Here is a 16524-nt window from a genome sequence, read left to right as displayed (position 1 = left end):
GGCCGCGCACCGGCGGGCCGGGCGTAGCGTCGATGCATGGCGACACCTGAGGTACGGAACGACACCGCGCAGCAGCAGTACTCCCTGGTCGAGGACGGCGAGGTGATCGGCTTCGCGGCGTACGAGCTGGACGACGAGGAGATCCGCTTCACCCACACCGAGGTCGACCCCGAGCACCGCGGCGGCGGCCACGCGTCGATCCTGGTGCAGGCGGCGCTCGACGACGTGCGGGCGAACTCGTCGCGGACCGTCGTACCGCTGTGCAGCTACGTCAAGGCGTGGATCGAGCGGCACCCGGACTACCAGGAGCTCACGGCGCGCTGACGGCGAACCGTGGCCGGAGCCGCGCGTGCCTAGTACGTGCGGTCGTGCGTGCCGGCGCGGACCTCGCGCGGTCCGCCGGGCAGCTTGATGAGGACGTGCCCGCTGAGGAGGTCGTGGTCGTCGTCCGCCGGCGTCGGCGCCTCCCGCGGGAGCCGCGACTGCCGCTCGTACTCGGCCTGGGCTTCGTGGCGGGTCGGCGCGAACACCTCGTCCATCATCGAGACGACCCCACCGGACCCACCGCTCCGCGTGGCCTTGTTCGACAGGTCGATCCATCCCACGCGATCGGCGATCCACATCGCGACGACCGCGGCGGCCACCGCCCCCAGGAGGATCAACCAGTTCACGCGTACGACGGTACGTCGGACCGGTGGCGGCGACATCAGCCGCGCGGGGGATTCTCCTGATCCACACACGTCGTTCTTGGGGAGGACACCGAGACTGGTCGAGCGGCGGCCCGGTTCCCCCCTCCCGGGCCGCCGACCCTGTCCCGGCCCGGCGACCCCGCCCCTGCCCGGCTTGCTGCACGACTGCGCGTCACGTCACCGCGGGCCGCCACATCGACACCGGCGCCGCCGCCCGGAAGCCCGTGATCGGTGCTCCGTCGCCGAAGCCGTGCCGTCGGTACAGCCGCCGGTTGTCCGGGGTCGACGACTCGAGGTAGGCGTGCTGCCCGCGCTGGTCCACCCGGTCGAGCGCGTGCTCGAGGAGCATCCCGCCGACGCCCTGGCCGCGCGCTGCGGCGGACACCCCGATCTCGGCCAGGTACCAGTGCGGCGCGTCCGGACGGGCACGCTCCATCCGACGGAGGTGCGCGAGCGCCCGCAGACCGCCCGCGATCCCGAGGACCCGGACGAGCTCGGGCACCTGGGACACGAACGCCCGCAGTCCACCACGGTGCGGGAGCGGCGCCTGCCAGAACGCCGCGCCGACGACACGGTCGCCGGTCACCGCGACGTCGAGCGCCCTGGCGTGCGGCGGGACCGACCGGACCAGCGCCGAGAAGAGCCGGCCGAGCACGGCGGTCCGGTCCTCCCCCGGGCGACCGGGCCGGATCTCGGCGAGCACCGGATCCTCCGCGAACGCCTCGGCCAGGACGGCTGCGGCGGCTTCGACCTCGTGGTCTGCTGCTGCACGGACGACGATCTGCATGGCGACTCCTCCCGTATTCGGCCACATGGCCAGATCACGATCCTGCCGGGTGGTGCTGCACATGCGCCGTACGCTTCCTGTGATGACCGAGGACGAGGGACCGCGCGGGTACCGCAGTCGCGCCGACCGCCGCGAGGAGCTGCTCGACGCGGCCGCCCTCGTCGTCCGGGACGACGGCCTCCCCGGGCTGACCACGCGGGCGGTCGCCGCCCGGGCCGGGGTCGCCCACGGCGTGGTGCACTACGTGTTCGGGGCTCGACGCCACCTCGTCGTCGCGCTGCTCGAGCGGCAGGCCCGGGCGTCCCTCCCCCGAGTGCTCGCCGCCGCCGACGCCCACGACGACGTCCGGGGTGCGCTGGACGCCGCGGTCGGCGCGTGGATCGACCTCGTGCGGAGCGAACCGGAGCGGTTCCGGCTGCTGGAAGCCGTGAGCAGCAGCGGCCTCGACCCGGACGGCGACGGCGCGCTGGTCGACGCGGAACGACGGCTCTGGCGCGACGCGGTGGCTGCGGGCCTCGACCGGTGGTCGGCCGCGCACGGGATCGTGCTCGCGGTGCCGACGCCGGACGCGGCCGACGCGGTCATCGCCGTGGTCGACGGCCTGACACGGTCCTCCGTGGGCGACCCCGACGGTGCGGCGACCGACCGGAGTCGTGCGCTCCTCGTCCGTGGGCTCGCGCACGTCCTCTCCGAACCGGACCGAGGCGAGCCGGACCGAGGCGAGCCGGACCGAGGCGAGCCGGCTCGAGGCGCGCCGGCTCGAGCCGAGCGGGACCGAGCGGAGCGGGACTGAGGCGAGCCCGAGCTCACGGCACCCGCTCGAGCCACTCCTTCGTCGCGAACTTCGTCTCGATGAGCTCGTGCGCCCGCTGCCGCTCGGCCTCGGTCACGTGCCCCTCGTGCGCCCCGTAGCGCTTCGTGAACGTGTCGACGAGGCGGTCGATGATCTCCGCCCGGGACAGGCCGGTCTGCGACCGCAGGGGGTCGACCCGCTTCGCCGCCGAGGTCGTGCCCTTGTCGCTCATCTTCTCGCGACCGATCCGGAGCACCTCGACCATCTTCTGGCCGTCCATGTCGTAGCTCATGGTCGCGTGGTGCAGCACGGCACCGGTGCCGAGGCGCTTCTGGGCGGCCCCGCCGATCTTGCCCTTCGCCGAGGTGATGTCGTTGAGCGGCTGGTAGTACGCGTCGATGCCGAGCGACTTCAGCGCCTCGATCACCCACTCGTCGAGGTAGGCGTACGAGTCGGCGAAGGTCATGCCCTGCACGAGGTCGGCCGGCACGTACAGCGAGTACGAGATGATCGCGCCCGCCTCCATGAACATCGCGCCGCCGCCGGAGATGCGACGGACGACCTGCACGCCGTACTTCGCGGCACCCTCGGGGTCGACCTCGTTCCGGAGGGACTGGAACGACCCGATGACGACGGCGGACTCGTCCCACTCCCAGATGCGGAGGGTCGGTCCGCGGCGACCTGCGCCGACCTCCTCCGTGAGGACCTGGTCGAGCGCGAGGTGCTCGTTCGGGGAGATCGGCCCCTCGTGGATGACCTCCCAGTCGTGGTCCAGCCACGACGACGCCCGCGAGAGCGCCCGGCGGACCGCGACGCCGACGGACTCCGGCGTGAAGCCGAGGAGCTGCGCCCCGTCGGGCAGCGCACCCCGCACGGCAGCGGCGATGCCGGCTGCGTCGGTCGCGGCGGGCAGGCCGTCCACGGCCTGGTCGATGAGCGGCAGCGCGTCGTCGGGCTCGAGGAAGAAGTCGCCGGCGAGCCGGAACTCGCGGATCTTCCCGTCGACGACCTCGAGGTCGACGACGACCAGCTTCCCGCCTGGGACCTTGTACTCACCGTGCACGCGACGAGCCTACGCCGCGACGCGACGGCCTGGAGGCGCGTGGCGGGCCCGCCACGGGCCTCCAGGCCGCGTCAGCGCGCGACCGCGCGCCCCAGCCACCCGAGCAGGTCCCCGACCACCTCGTCCCGGTTGGTCTCGTTGTAGACCTCGTGCCGTGCGCCCTCGTAGACCCGGACCTCGACGTCCGACAGCTTCCCGCGCGTCCGGTACGCCCGGGCCAGGCGCTCGACGGACCGTGGGCCGCCGAGGGTGTCGTCGGATCCGACCTGCAGCAGCATCGGGAGGTCGTGCGGGATGCCCCGACGCGGCACCCCGAGCAGCCGCAGGGTGTCCGGGAGACCGAAGAGCTTGATGACGTCGGCCTCGACCGCGAGCGGGTCCAGCCCGATCGCGTCGATCACCGCCCGGTCGCGACTGATCCACTCGTACTTCGTCGGACCGGACCCGGCGAACCGGGCGTTCAGGTCGCCGCTGTTCATCCACCCGGGCAGCCGGTACGCCGTGGCGGAGAGCACGATCCCGTCGTAGCGCGCGCTCGACGTGTTCACGATCCGCTGCGCCATGAGCGACCCCCACGAGTGCCCGAGCAGCACGAGCGGCACCCCCGGCGTGTCCTCCCGGGCGAGGGCGGTCAGCTGCTCGACCGCGGCGATGGCTGCCCGCAGGCCCCCGGGTCCGAGCCGGCCGAGCCTGGCGTGGTCGCCGTCCCACTGCGCGAGCCCGGTGCGGCCGTGCCCGCGGTGGTCGTTCGCGACCACCGTCCACCCGGCGCGGACGAGGTCCTGCGCGAGCGGCTCGTACCGCAGCGAGTGCTCGCCGACGCCGTGCGCGATCTGCACGATGCCCTTCGGCTTGCCGGCACGCCAGGTGGAGTAGACGATCTCGACGCCGTGCGCGTCGGTGAACGAGGAGTCCCCTCGGGCTGCGGAGAAGGTCGGCACCTCTGCATCCTCGCAGACGGCCGGGCGCCGCACGGGTTCCGTGACGTGTTCACCCGGCGTTCACGCAGCGGGTTCCGAGCCGGCCTACCGTTGTCGCGCATGGACGTCCTCGTCACCGTCGTGCTGGTGATCGTGGTGGCCCTCGTGTTCGACTTCACGAACGGCTTCCACGACACCGCGAACGCCATGGCCACCTCGGTCGCCACCGGAGCCCTCAAGCCCCGGACCGCCGTGCTCATCTCCGCCGTCCTCAACGTGGTCGGCGCGTTCCTCTCCACCGAGGTCGCCAAGACCGTCTCGCAGGGCATCATCCGCGAGGGCCAGGACGGCATCCACATCTCCCCGGTCATGATCTTCGCGGGGCTCGTCGGTGCCGTGCTCTGGAACCTCGCCACGTGGTACTTCGGCCTGCCGTCGTCGTCCACGCACGCACTGTTCGGCGGCCTCATCGGCGCGTCCATCATCGGCGCCGGGCTCAACTCCGTCGACTGGGCGACCGTCGTGTCGAAGGTCGTGCTACCGGCCCTGCTCTCCCCGGTCATCGCGGGCGTCATCGCGCTCGTCGCGACCTACCTGGCGTACTCCCTGACGAAGAACGCGACCACGCACGGTGCCGCGACCGGCTTCCGGCACGGCCAGACGATCTCCGCGTCGCTCGTCTCGCTCGCCCACGGCACGAACGACGCACAGAAGACGATGGGCGTCATCACCCTGACCCTCGTCGCCGCGGACTACCAGCCGTCCGGCAGCGGGCCGGCGCTCTGGGTGATCCTGGCGTGCGGGCTCGCGATCGGCCTCGGGACGTACATGGGCGGCTGGCGCATCATGCGCACCGTCGGCAAGAAGATCTCGGACGTGCAGTCGCCGCAGGGCTTCGCCGCCGAGGCGAGCTCGGCGGCCACGATCCTGGTGTCGTCGCACCTCGGGTTCGCCCTCTCGACGACGCACGTGACGAGCGGCTCGGTGATCGGGTCCGGACTCGGCAAGAAGCTCGCCGACGTGCACTGGTCGGTCGTCGGCCGGATCGTGGTCGCGTGGGTCATCACGCTGCCCGCCGCTGCGGTGGTCGGCGCCCTCGCCACCGCGGTCGCGGCGACCTCGACCATCGGCCTGGTGGTCGTCGCCGCGCTGGCCCTCGCGGCCGGGATCGGCTTCTTCGTCCTGGCGCGCCGCAAACCGGTGACGCAGGACAACGTCAACGAGGACCAGCCGGCGTCGCAGCCGGTGGCCGCCTGATCGGAGGACGAGATGGACATCGACTTCGGTGCGATCGCGACGGTCGCGTGGGTGGGGTTCGTCGCAGCGGTGGGTGTGGTGCTCCTCTACACGCTCGGGCTGCGGCTGCTCGGGACGGGGCAGCCGGTCGACGCGGGCGGCGAGCGGACGCAGTACTCGGAGGAGACCCCGCGCTCCGGGCACACGCCCGCCGCCGCGGTGGTCGGTGCGTGGACGTGCTTCGCGGTGTGCGGTGCTGCGGTGTTGTTCGGGATCTGGCTGACCATCCCGCAGTTCCACTGACGAGCGCTGCCCACCGGCAGGGCCCGCTCGGCTGCGGGCCGAGGTGCGAGGATCGACCGGTGACCTCACACCGCATCGACGCCACGCCCGCCACCGTCACCGACGTGTTCGACGCCGAGCGTCCTCCGGTGCTCCGGGTCGAACAGGGCGACACCGTCACGGTCCGGACACTGAGCGCCGCGGGCTACACCGAGCGCCAGCCCGAGCCCGGAGCCGAGGCGCCGACGCTCCTGCCGTCCCGACGCGGTCACTGCCTCGTGGGACCGGTCGCGGTGGCCGGCGCTCGTCCGGGTCAGGTGCTCGCCGTGCACTTCGACGACCTCGTGCCGGACGACTGGGGCTACACCGGCTCCGGCGGCGTGGACACACCCGTCAACCGAGCCCTCGGTCTGACGGACCCGGCGTCCCGCGGCCCGCTGCTGTGGGACGTCGACGCTGCCGCGGGCCGGGCGGTCAACCAGCTCGGGCTCGCGGTCCGGACGGCACCGTTCCTCGGGGTCGTCGGCCTGCCCCCGGAGCCGACCGGCGAGCACTCGACGATCCCCCCGCGGCCGGTCGGCGGTGGCAACGTCGACTGCCGGGAGCTCGTCGCCGGGTCGACGCTGTTCCTGCCGGTCACCGTGCCGGACGCCCTGCTCTGGGTCGGCGACGGCCACGCGGCGCAGGGGGACGGCGAGGTGTCCGGGACGGCGATCGAGTGCGGGATGACCACCACGATGACGCTGTCGCTGCTCGACGAGACACCGGTCGCCGGCATCCACGCGGACACCCCGGCCGGACGGATCACGTTCGGCTTCGACCCGGACCTCAACACCGCCACGACGATCGCGCTCGACGCGATGGTGGACTGGATCGCCGGCCTGTTCGACATCGGCCGCGCCGAGGCGCTCGCGATGGTGAGCGTTGCGGTGAGCATGCGCATCACCCAGGTCGCGAACCGCACCTGGGGTGTCCACGCCCTGCTCCCCGAGGGGGCGATCAGTCGCGATGCGGTCGCGGTGGCGCGCTGACGCACCGCGACGCGGACGGACTGGAGGCCCGGATCACGCGACCGACGCCGGTCACGTGATCCGGGCCTCCCGTCCGTCTGCCCACGTCAGTGGGCGCTGTAGCCGCCGTCCACCAGGTGGTAGCTCCCGCTGATGAACGACGCCTTGTCGCTCAGGAGGAACAGCACGAGCGCCGCGACCTCGGTGTCGGTGCCGAGCCGGCCGGCCGCGTGCTCCTGCTCGAGGGCGGAGAGGGCCTCGGCCGACAACGACGACCGCACGAGCGGCGTGTCGATGAAGCCCGGACCGACCGCGTTCGTGCGGACGCCCTGCGCCGTGTACTCGAGCGCGGCGACCTTGGTGAGCCCGACGAGCGCGTGCTTCGACGCGACGTAGGCGGCGTTCTGCGCGATGCCGACCGAGCCGAGCACGGAGGCCATGTTCACGATCGCCCCGCCGCCGGCCGCGAGCATCGCCGGGATCTCGTAGCGGAGGCCGTAGAAGACGCCGTCGAGGTCCACCGCACGCACGCGGTCCCAGGCGGCGACGTCGTACTCGCCGATCGGCTGCGGAGCGGCGCCGATGCCGGCGTTGTTCACGGCGAGGTGGAGCGCGCCGTACGTGTCGACGGCGAACTGCACCATCCGCTCGTTGTCGGCGGCGAGCGCGGAGTCGGCCTCGAACGCGCTCGCGGTCCCGCCGGCCGCTTCGATCTCGGACACCACGCGCCGCGCAGCGTCCTCGTTGACGTCGGTGACGACGACCGCTGCGCCCGCCGCGGCGAGCTCCTTCGCGATCGCTTCGCCGATGCCGCTGCCACCACCGGTGACGACGGCGACCTTGCCCTCGAACTCGGACATGTGCTCCTGCTCCCTTCGTTCTGAACAACACCTGTTGTCTACAGTCCGAACGGTACACCGGTGACACGCATTCCCGTCCGCCCGGCGCGGAACCAGTTCGTTCGCTGAACTAATTTGATAGGCTAACGACCATGCCCGCCCTCGCCACCCGTCCGTCGCTCGCGACGGACCTCCGGATCGCCGTGAACCGCCTCTCGCGGACCCTGCGCAACCAGAAGGCGGACACGACCGTCACGGACGCGCAGTTCTCCGCCCTCGCCCGACTCCACCGCGACGGGGCGATGACCCTCGCCGACCTCAGCCGGCAGGACGGCGTCACCCCGCCGTCGATGACCAAGACCGTGGCCGTCCTGATGGACCGCGGCCTCGTGTCGAAGCACCTGCACGGCGACGACCGCCGCAAGGTCCTCATCGGCGCGACCGCAACGGGCGCGGCCTTCGTCGAGGAGACCCGACGGCGCCGCGACGACTGGCTCACCCCGCGTCTGACGGCGCTCACCCCGGCGGAGCGCGCGACGCTCACCGAGGCCACCGAGATCATGAGGAGGCTCGCACAACAGTGACGGCCATGTTCCGGTCCCTGGCGGGACGCAACTACCGCATCTGGTTCGCCGGTGCCCTGGTGTCCAACGTCGGCACCTGGATGCAGCGCACGGCACAGGACTGGATCGTCCTCACCCAACTGTCCGACAACAACGCCGTCGCCGTGGGCGTCACGATGGCCCTCCAGTTCGGGCCGCAGCTGCTCCTCCTCCCCCTCACCGGGCTCGTCGCGGACCGGTTCGACCGCCGCATGGTGCTCATGCTGACCCAGGGCCTCATGGGCGCGCTCGGACTCGGGCTCGGCGTCATGGTGCTCACCCACACCGCGACCCTGTTGTCGCTCTACGGGTTCGCCCTCGCACTCGGCATCGTCGCCGCGTTCGACACCCCGGTCCGCCAGGCCTTCGTGTCCGACGTCGTGCAGGGCGGCGACGTCGCCAACGCCGTCGCGCTCAACTCCGCCTCGTTCAACGCCGCCCGGCTCATCGGCCCCGCCGTCGCCGGGGTACTCATCGCCGCGATCGGCTCCGGCTGGGTGTTCGTGATCAACGCCGGGTCGTTCCTGGCCGTCCTCGTCGCGCTGCGGTTCGTCGACCCCGCACAGCTCGCCGAGCGCGTCCGGCCGAAGCGCGGCAAGGGCCAGATCGTGGCGGGCTTCCGCTACGTGCGGACCCGACCGGACATCATCGTCGTGCTCTGCATGATCTTCGTCGTGGGGACGTTCGGCGTGAACTTCCCGATCTTCACCTCGACGATGGCCAAGGTCGAGTTCCACCGGGGCGCCGGCGAGTTCGGCCTGCTCAACTCGGTCATGGCGATCGGCTCCGTGCTCGGCGCCCTGCTGTCGGCACGCCGGGAGCGTCCGCGGATGCGCACGCTCGTCATCGCCTCCGCCGGGTTCGGTCTCGCGTGCACCGCCGCGGCCTTCGCGCCGACGTACTGGAGCTTCGCGGTCGTCCTCGTGTTCGTCGGGCTCGCGTCCCTGACCTTCATGACGACCGCGAACGCGCTCGTGCAGACCACCACCGAGCCCGCGATGCGCGGCCGCGTGATGGCGCTCTACATGGCGATCTTCGCGGGCGGCACCCCGATCGGCGCGCCGATCGTCGGCGCCATCGCGGACGCCTGGGGACCGCGGTGGGCGATCGGGGTCGGCGCGACGTCCGGGTTCGTCGCCCTGGCGATCGCCCTGGTCTGGCTCGTCCGGTTCGAGCGGTTCCGCCTCCGCTACGACGCGGACACACGACTGCACCTCGCGGTGACGCACGCGGTGCCGGTCGTCGGCCCGCGCGCGGCACGCGCCGCCTTCCGTCAGGAGCTCTCCCGTGACGAAGCCGTCGCCAACCGGTCCAGCGGCGTCTGACGGACGGGTCGCGTCACACGCTGACCGACGGTGCGCGCCGCCGGCCTGGAGGCACGGTGCGGCGCCGCCACGCGCCTCCAGGCCGGTGGACGGACCTGTCCGGCACCCGGGTCAGGAGACGGGAGCGGGTGCCTGGAAGACGCGCTCCTCGAGCGCGGCGTCGACGGCCGCCGCCGCGGAGGCCAGCTGCGCCGTGACCCCGGCGAGCGCCGCGAGCGCATCGCCCGGTGCGACCGCGTCCAGGGCCGCGACGGCCCGGCGGAACCCGGCCACCTGCTCGGCCACGCAGGCCGGCGCCACCCCGGCCAGGCCGTCCGCGGCGCGGTGCGCGAGGAACGCCAGCGCACGCGGGCTGTTGGTGTCGAGGAGGAGGAACGCCGCGGCCTCGGCCGGCTCGACCTCGGGGTGGGACCCACGGCGGAACGCCTCGCGCGCGCCGCACCCGCGCAGCGCGTCCGACCAGGAGTCCGCGGACTCGTCGTCGAGGAGCGCCGACCCGAGCAGCGCCGCGGTCGACCGGCAGCGGGTGATCGAGCGGCCGAGCGTGAAGAACGCCCAGACCTCGTCGCGGCTGGCGTCGCCGTCGACGACCCCGACGGCCAGGGCGCTCCGCTCCTTCGCCCAGGTGAGGAAGTCGTGGGCCCGGTCACCGCCGACCTTGCGGGGCATCCGGGACCTCGTCACGTCGAGGCAGTCCCAGAGCTCGGTGGAGACGACCTCGCGAGCCCTCCGGGCGCTGTCGCGTGCGACGGCGACGGCGCTCGCGATGGACGCGGGCTCGTGCCGGTCGAGCGCGAGCGCGTCGAGCGTCACGGCCGGTTCGGTGTCCCGGAGCACCGTGGCCCCGACCACCGCGCGGAGCGCCGCCGAGACGTCCTGGGCCTGCGCGCCGGCCACCGCTTGTCGTCGGACGACGTAGACGTCGAGGAGCCGGGCGACGACGTCGGTGTGCTCGACGGCGGCGCCGAGGCGGTAGACGCTCCCGGCGAGATGGCTCAGCACGTCCGCACCCGCATGCGGCGAACCTACTGAGCGGTCGTTGCCGGAGTGTTTCGGGCGCGCGTCACCGGTGTTGCATGGCCGATCGACGCGTGTTCGCTAGACAATCTAACTAGAGCGTCTAGCATCGTGGTATGACCACCGAGGAAGCACGAGACTCCGCGGGGTTCTGGTACGACGAGCGCACGAGGGTCGACGCGGTCGACGTGCTGAACGCCCTCCGGCGGTACCGCAGCGCCGAGAACGCCGCACAGCGTCGCGCCCGCGAAGCGCTCGGCGTCGGGGAGAACGCCCTGCTCGCGCTCCGGGTGCTGCTCGATGCCGAACAGGCCGGGCGGCACGTCAACTCGAAGCAACTCGCCGAGGAGCTCGGCATCACCGCGGCCTCGACCTCGGCGCTCGTCGACCGGCTCGTCCGGAGCGGTCACGTCGAACGCCACCCCGATCCGCACGACCGTCGCGGGGTGTTCCTCACGGCGTCCGGCGAGTCGATGCGTCAGGCGCTGAGCGTCCTCGACCAGCTCGACGACAGCGGCGCCGCTGTGGCCTCGACCCTCGACGAACGGGACATCCGGGTGATCGTCGCCTTCCTCGAGGACATGACCCGGGTGGTCGACCACATCGCGCCGGAGGAGTCCCAGGCGGACGACGTCGCCGTCGCGTAGCCTCACCGCATGACGACGGCGGCGAGTACCGAGGGGCACGACCCCGAGGACGACATGCCGCTCGCCGAGCTCGACGCGCGTGCCCGGGCGGACGCCGCGCTCCGTCGCATCCGAGCGGGCGCCGACCCCACGCGCGAGGCCTTCGACCTGGCGAACACGATGAACGACGAGGCCGTCGGTCGGCTCTCGGGCGCGGTCCGACGCTGGTTCCGGCGGCGCTGAGGCGGTTCCGGCGGCGCTACGGCGCGCTGGCGTCACGACGTCGTCCTGCGCCCCTCGCGGGGAACCGGGCCCGTGCCGTCGCCGGGCCCGGCTCAGCCGTCGCCGGGCTCGGCTCAGCCGCTCAGAAGGCGGTGCCGACCGCCGCGATGTCGTCGCCGCCGTGGCCCGCCGCACTCGCGTCGGCGTAGACCCGGCCGAGCGCCTCGAGCAGCACCGTCGAGACGCCTGCAGCGCGCGCGGCCTCCGTGATGAGCCCGATGTCCTTCCGCAGCCCGTCGAGCGCGAACTGCGCGGGGAAGGTGCCCTCGATCATCGACTCCCCCTTGGTGTGGGCGTACGGCGAGTCGCTGGCGCTGCCGTCGATGGCCTCGAGGAAGAGGGCCGGGTCGAGACCCAGGGACCGCGCGATCGCGAGGGACTGTCCGGTCGCGGCGGTGATGGAGGCGATCCAGGCGTTCGCCGCGAGCTTGAGCGCGGTGCCCTGCCCGACCTGCTCGCCCGCGCGGACGGTCTTCACCGCGATCGCCTCGAACACGGAGCCGAGCCCGTCCAGCACGTCGGCCGGTCCGGCGGCGAGGAGCGTCAGCTTGCCCTGCTCGGCGGGGGCCTTGGTGCCGAGCATCATCGCCTCCACCAGGGTGATGTCGTACTTGGCCGCGAGCTGCACGACCGTCTCGGTCCCCGCGGTGCCGATCGTCGAGGCCTGGACCCAGACGGCTTCCTCGGGAGCGTCCCCGGCTGCCTGCTCGAGGACGTCGACCACGGCGTCGGTGTCGAACAGCGTGAGGAGCACGACCTCGGCGTCCGCGACCGCCTCCGAGGGGGTGTCCACGACGGTCGCCCCGGCGTCGGCGAGCGGCTCGGCCCGCTCGCGGGTCCGGTTCCACACCGTCACGTCGTGCCCTGCCCGGCGGAGCGACCCCGCGACACCGGCACCCATCGCACCCGTTCCCAACACCGACACGCGCACGAGCGCCTCCGTCCTGTGCGGCACCGTGCCGCGACCGATCCGACGCTACGCCGCTCCGATCAGCGGATGCCCCGGGCCGCGAGCCAAGCCGCCGGGTCGACCGGCACACTGTCGACGAGCACCTCGAAGTGCAGGTGTGGACCCGTCGAGACACCGGTGCTGCCGACGGCACCGAGCTGCTGACCCGCGGCGACGGTCTGCCCGGGGACGACGTCGATGCGGGAGAGGTGCGCGGACCGTGTCTGCGTTCCGTCGGCGTGCTGCACGAGGACCTGGTTGCCGTACCCGCCGAGGACCCCGGCGGCGAGGACCCGACCGGGCAGGACGGCCACGACCGGCGTGCCCTCGGCAGCGGCGAAGTCGAGACCCTGGTGGTCGGTCGAGCAGGCGCCGCAGCCCACGACCTGGCGGCCACCGAAACCGCCGGCCACGGGCACGGTGCCCACGACGGGCCGGACGACACCGGACGCGGCGGGACGCGGTGTGGCGGGACGAGCCGCCGCCGTGGCACGGGTGGGCTCGGGCACGGGCCGGACGAGGGCCACGCCGAAGGTGTCACGGTGACCGACGACGGTGCTGCCGTCGGGAGCGACGTACTGCTGCCCGACGGCGCCGACGCCCGGCGTCACGACCTGGGGCGTCGCGGCGAGGGCGGACTGCGGCGACCCGAGCGCCACGACCATGCACGCCGCGACCGCCGTCGCCGTGACGGGGACCGCCCGCGTGGAGGACACGGTGCCGGTGACCACGCGGAGCGGGACGGTGACCACGCGGAGCGGGACGGTGACCACGCGGAGCGGGACGGTGACCGCCTCCGTCAGCGCCCGGACGCGATCGCGCCGTCGGGCGTCGTGCTCGGCCGCGCGGAGGCTCCGTCGGGTCGGGAGCACGGTACTCCGGTCGTCCCGGCGGGTCGGGAGCTCGGGGTGGAGCACCGAGGCGGCAGGAGGGGACACCGCCGCCCCGGTGGGTTCGGGGGTCCGCCCGCGGTCCGTCGTTCGGCGGGAACGACGGGTCGGGAGCTCGGTCGGGTTCGACACGACCTGCGGCTCAGACGCGGACGCGGCCGTCGCGGGTGATCCGCTCGACTTCCGCGGCCACGGCGTCCACGACCGCGCGGGTCACTGCGTCGGCGACGGCCTCGACGAGGGCGAGCTGCTCCTCGGCGACGGGGAGGCCGACACCGAGGTCCGCGGTCAGGCGCTGTGGGATCGCGTCGATCGCGGCGACGAGCGACGCCGGGACGGACGCGGACGGTGCCGGCGAGGGCTCGCGACGACGGGCGGTGACGGCGTCGAAGAGGGGTGTGGAGGACATGCTGCTTGCCTTCCGGTCAGTGCGGTTGGGCGGACCGTTCGGTCGGTCCGGCGTGCCGACGGCACGCCTCCATTGAAGCACTGATATTTGGTATGCGCAATACTCAGTCGGGCTCGACGGCGGCGGTCGTGGGGTCGTCCCGACGGAGGACCTGCTTCACGCGCTCGACGATCGAGGCCGGCGGGTTGTTGTACGCGTTCGCGGGCTCCTGCCCGCTGAGCTCCTGGATCGCGGCCATCACGGCGTCGGTCGCATGGCGACGAGCACGGCCGGACGAAGCCTCACCGAAGGACGACAGGTCGAGGGGCTTCCCGAACTCGATCGTCACCTTCGCGAACCGCGGGACCTTCGAGCCGACGGGCTGCACGTCCTCGGTGCCGGTCAGGGCGACCGGGACGACGGGGGCACCGCTCGTGAGCGCCAGCCAGGCGACACCGGTCCGGCCCTTGTACAGGCGACCGTCGAGCGAGCGGGTGCCCTCGGGGTAGATCGCGAAGGCCTCGCCCGCTTCGAGTCGTTCGAGCCCGAGGTCCAGGGCGTGCTGCGCCGCGGACCCCGCACCACGCTCGACGCCGATCGCGCCGATGCCGCCGAAGAACGCTCGCGACACCGCACCGCGGAGACCGGTCCCGGTGAAGTACTCCTGCTTCGCGAGGAACGACACCTTCCGCGGCGCCATGAGCGTGATCGCGGGCGAGTCGATGAACGAACGGTGGTTGCTCGCGAGGATGACGGCGCCGTGCTTCGGGACGTTCCGACGACCGACGATCCGCGGGCGCCACAGCAGTCGCGCGAGCGGTGTGACCACAGCGCGGCTCAGCACGGTGGCGAACTTCGTCGAACCGGACACCCGGGCCTCCTCGTGACGGGGTTCCGAGTGTAATGAGCGTCCTCCGCGGCACATGCCCGACACGGCATGCGATCCACGCGTGCAGACGCAGCGCGCGGAGAACGGTCAGTCGGCAGCGGCAGCGACGACGTCGAGCACCGCACGCCCGTACCGCTCGAGCTTCGCGGCGCCGACACCGGAGATCTCGCCGAGCTCGTCCACGTCGGCCGGCTTCACCGCCGCGATGCCCCGGAGCGTGGCGTCGTTGAACACCACGTAGGCGGGCACACCCTGTTCGCGTGCCTGCGCCGCGCGCCACGACCGGAGGGCCTCGAACAGCCCGACCGCCTCCTGGGGCATGTCCGTCACGACCGTACGACGCGAGCGGCCGGCTCGGGGGCTCTTCACCGGGTCGCGGCGCATGCGGACCACCACCCGCCCGGCGAGGACGTCGGCGCTCGTCGTGCTGAGGATGATCGTGCCGTAGCCGTCGCCCGACACCGCCATGAACCCCTGCGCGAGGAGCTGCCGGGCCACCGTGCGCCACTCCCCCTCGGACAGGTCGGCGCCGATGCCGAACGTCGCGAGCGAGTCGTGCCGGAGTTCCTGCACGCGCGGCGACTGCTTGCCGACGAGGATGTCGACGAGGTGCGCGACGCCGTACCGCTGGCCGCGCTCACGCTCGAGCCGGACCACGGTGGACAGGAGCTTCTGCGCGGGCACGGTGCCGTCCCACGACTCGGGCGGCGCGATGCACGTGTCGCAGTTGCCGCACGCCGTGCTCTCCTGCCCGAAGTAGGCGAGCAGCCGGACGCGTCGGCACTCGATGGTCTCGCAGAGGGCGAGCATGGCGTCGAGGTGCGCGCTGAGCTGGCGTCGGTGCGCGGCGTCGCCCTCGGACTGGTCGATCATCCGACGCTGCTGCACCACGTCGTTCAGCCCGTAGGCGAGCCACGCGGTCGAGGGCAGTCCGTCGCGGCCGGCACGACCGGTCTCCTGGTAGTAGCCCTCGACCGACTTCGGCAGGTCGAGGTGTGCCACGAAGCGGACGTCCGGCTTGTCGATCCCCATGCCGAACGCGATCGTCGCGACCATGACGACGCCGTCCTCGCGGAGGAAGGTCGACTGGTTGCGCTCGCGCACCCGGGCGTCGAGGCCGGCGTGGTACGGCAGCGCCGGGATGCCCTGCTCGGCCAGCGCCGCGGCGGTGCGTTCGACGGAGTTCCGCGAGAGGCAGTAGACGATGCCGGCGTCGCCGCTGTGCTCCGTCCGGATGAAGGTGAGCAGCTGCTGGAGCGCCCCGGTCTTCGGCTCGATCCGGTACTGGATGTTCGGCCGGTCGAAGTCGGCGACGAAGTGGGCGGCGTCGTCGAGGCCGAGGCGCGCGGAGATCTCGCGGTGGGTCTGCGGGGTCGCCGTGGCCGTCAACGCGATCCGGGGCACCGCGGGCCAGCGCTCGTGCAGGACGCTCAGTTCGAGGTAGTCCGGCCGGAAGTCGTGCCCCCACTGGGCGACGCAGTGTGCCTCGTCGATGGCGAACAGCGCGATGCGGGCACGGTCGAGCAGCGCCCGCGTGCTCTCGAGCCGGAGCCGCTCGGGCGCGAGGTAGAGCATGTCGACCTGCCCGGACACGACGGCCTGTTCGACGCGGGCGCGCTCGTCGGGCCCCTGCGTCGAGTTGAGGAACGCCGCGCGCACGCCGTTGGCGGCGAGGGCGTCGACCTGGTCCTGCATGAGCGCGATGAGCGGCGACACCACGACCCCGACGCCGTCCCGCACGAGCGCGGGCACCTGGTAGCAGAGCGACTTGCCGCCACCGGTCGGCATGAGCACGAGGGCGTCGCCGCCGGAGACGACCTGGTCGATGATCGCGGCCTGCTCGCCGCGGAAGTCGTCGTAGCCCCACACGCGGTGCAGGACGTCGAGCGCGGCGGACCGCGACGGGGAGGTCGTGGCCGTCGTGCTCATGCCCCCAA

The 16524-nt window shown here is 72.9% G+C and carries 20 protein-coding genes; 9 read left to right on the top strand and 11 right to left on the bottom strand.

Going from position 1 to position 16524, the window contains the following annotated elements; translation table 11 throughout:
• The first annotated feature begins 36 nt into the window (after window positions 1-36).
• A complete protein-coding gene (locus MON03_RS03095; RefSeq protein ID WP_022902256.1) occupies window positions 37-324 on the top strand; it encodes a GNAT family N-acetyltransferase in 288 nt (95 codons plus the stop codon).
• Between the two features lie 29 nt (window positions 325-353).
• On the opposite strand, the gene MON03_RS03090 is transcribed toward MON03_RS03095, so the two are convergent.
• Window positions 354-671 carry a hypothetical protein gene (locus tag MON03_RS03090; RefSeq protein ID WP_022902257.1) on the bottom strand — a complete coding sequence of 106 codons (318 nt, stop codon included), beginning with the start codon at window positions 669-671 and terminating at the stop codon, window positions 354-356.
• A 190-nt stretch (window positions 672-861) separates the two neighbouring features.
• A complete protein-coding gene (locus tag MON03_RS03085; protein WP_242090465.1) occupies window positions 862-1476 on the bottom strand; it encodes a GNAT family N-acetyltransferase in 615 nt (204 codons plus the stop codon).
• An 82-nt stretch (window positions 1477-1558) separates the two neighbouring features.
• Here MON03_RS03085 and MON03_RS03080 point away from each other — a divergent pair, with 82 nt between their 5' ends.
• Entirely contained in the window at window positions 1559-2269 is a 711-nt protein-coding gene (locus MON03_RS03080; RefSeq protein WP_242090463.1) for a TetR family transcriptional regulator, read from the top strand.
• Window positions 2270-2282: 13 nt separating this feature from the next.
• Here the strand turns inward: MON03_RS03080 and lplAB are convergent, their stop codons facing one another.
• Window positions 2283-3332, bottom strand: coding sequence for a lipoate-protein ligase LplAB (lplAB, locus tag MON03_RS03075; RefSeq protein WP_175327407.1), 1050 nt, complete (start codon window positions 3330-3332; stop codon window positions 2283-2285).
• 71 nt (window positions 3333-3403) lie between these two features.
• Window positions 3404-4273 (bottom strand): alpha/beta hydrolase, encoded by an 870-nt coding sequence (locus MON03_RS03070; protein WP_242090460.1) that lies wholly within the window; start codon window positions 4271-4273, stop codon window positions 3404-3406.
• A gap of 99 nt (window positions 4274-4372) precedes the next feature.
• Here MON03_RS03070 and MON03_RS03065 point away from each other — a divergent pair, with 99 nt between their 5' ends.
• From MON03_RS03065 to MON03_RS03055, 3 genes are read left to right on the top strand one after another with little or no spacing between them, the layout of a single operon-like run.
• Window positions 4373-5509 carry an inorganic phosphate transporter gene (locus MON03_RS03065; RefSeq protein ID WP_242090458.1) on the top strand — a complete coding sequence of 379 codons (1137 nt, stop codon included), beginning with the start codon at window positions 4373-4375 and terminating at the stop codon, window positions 5507-5509.
• Window positions 5510-5521: 12 nt separating this feature from the next.
• Window positions 5522-5791, top strand: a complete 270-nt coding sequence (locus MON03_RS03060) for a hypothetical protein (protein WP_242090456.1) — start codon at window positions 5522-5524, stop codon at window positions 5789-5791.
• Window positions 5792-5850: 59 nt separating this feature from the next.
• Window positions 5851-6801 (top strand): acetamidase/formamidase family protein, encoded by a 951-nt coding sequence (locus tag MON03_RS03055; RefSeq protein ID WP_242090454.1) that lies wholly within the window; start codon window positions 5851-5853, stop codon window positions 6799-6801.
• An 86-nt stretch (window positions 6802-6887) separates the two neighbouring features.
• Here the strand turns inward: MON03_RS03055 and MON03_RS03050 are convergent, their stop codons facing one another.
• On the bottom strand, window positions 6888-7640 hold the full coding sequence (locus MON03_RS03050) for an SDR family NAD(P)-dependent oxidoreductase (RefSeq protein ID WP_022902264.1): 753 nt from the start codon (window positions 7638-7640) through the stop codon (window positions 6888-6890).
• Window positions 7641-7771: 131 nt separating this feature from the next.
• On the opposite strand from MON03_RS03050, the gene MON03_RS03045 reads away from it, so the two are divergent.
• The gene (locus MON03_RS03045) at window positions 7772-8203 is read left to right on the top strand and encodes a MarR family winged helix-turn-helix transcriptional regulator (protein WP_175327402.1); all 432 of its coding nucleotides are present in this window, start codon (window positions 7772-7774) and stop codon (window positions 8201-8203) included.
• 5 nt (window positions 8204-8208) lie between these two features.
• Entirely contained in the window at window positions 8209-9546 is a 1338-nt protein-coding gene (locus tag MON03_RS03040) for an MFS transporter (RefSeq protein ID WP_502798686.1), read from the top strand.
• 111 nt (window positions 9547-9657) lie between these two features.
• On the opposite strand, the gene MON03_RS03035 is transcribed toward MON03_RS03040, so the two are convergent.
• A complete protein-coding gene (locus MON03_RS03035; protein ID WP_242090451.1) occupies window positions 9658-10548 on the bottom strand; it encodes an alpha-E domain-containing protein in 891 nt (296 codons plus the stop codon).
• A 131-nt stretch (window positions 10549-10679) separates the two neighbouring features.
• Here MON03_RS03035 and MON03_RS03030 point away from each other — a divergent pair, with 131 nt between their 5' ends.
• A complete protein-coding gene (locus MON03_RS03030; protein ID WP_175327400.1) occupies window positions 10680-11210 on the top strand; it encodes a MarR family winged helix-turn-helix transcriptional regulator in 531 nt (176 codons plus the stop codon).
• Between the two features lie 9 nt (window positions 11211-11219).
• Entirely contained in the window at window positions 11220-11432 is a 213-nt protein-coding gene (locus MON03_RS03025) for a hypothetical protein (RefSeq protein WP_022903235.1), read from the top strand.
• 121 nt (window positions 11433-11553) lie between these two features.
• Here MON03_RS03025 and MON03_RS03020 read toward each other — a convergent pair whose 3' ends face one another.
• The 5 genes from MON03_RS03020 to recQ form a co-directional block, all read right to left on the bottom strand.
• A complete protein-coding gene (locus MON03_RS03020; RefSeq protein ID WP_242090448.1) occupies window positions 11554-12396 on the bottom strand; it encodes an NAD(P)-dependent oxidoreductase in 843 nt (280 codons plus the stop codon).
• A gap of 65 nt (window positions 12397-12461) precedes the next feature.
• Window positions 12462-13442, bottom strand: coding sequence for a M23 family metallopeptidase (locus MON03_RS03015; protein WP_242090446.1), 981 nt, complete (start codon window positions 13440-13442; stop codon window positions 12462-12464).
• A 10-nt stretch (window positions 13443-13452) separates the two neighbouring features.
• On the bottom strand, window positions 13453-13719 hold the full coding sequence (locus MON03_RS03010; protein ID WP_242090443.1) for a hypothetical protein: 267 nt from the start codon (window positions 13717-13719) through the stop codon (window positions 13453-13455).
• A gap of 103 nt (window positions 13720-13822) precedes the next feature.
• The gene (locus MON03_RS03005) at window positions 13823-14569 is read right to left on the bottom strand and encodes a lysophospholipid acyltransferase family protein (RefSeq protein ID WP_242090441.1); all 747 of its coding nucleotides are present in this window, start codon (window positions 14567-14569) and stop codon (window positions 13823-13825) included.
• Window positions 14570-14674: 105 nt separating this feature from the next.
• On the bottom strand, window positions 14675-16516 hold the full coding sequence (gene recQ, locus MON03_RS03000; RefSeq protein ID WP_175327396.1) for a DNA helicase RecQ: 1842 nt from the start codon (window positions 16514-16516) through the stop codon (window positions 14675-14677).
• Window positions 16517-16524 lie beyond the last annotated feature (8 nt).

The organism is Curtobacterium sp. DN_7.5 (assembly GCF_022655355.1).
Taxonomy (GTDB): domain Bacteria; phylum Actinomycetota; class Actinomycetes; order Actinomycetales; family Microbacteriaceae; genus Curtobacterium; species Curtobacterium luteum.
This window is presented reverse-complemented; position numbering and strand designations above follow the sequence as displayed.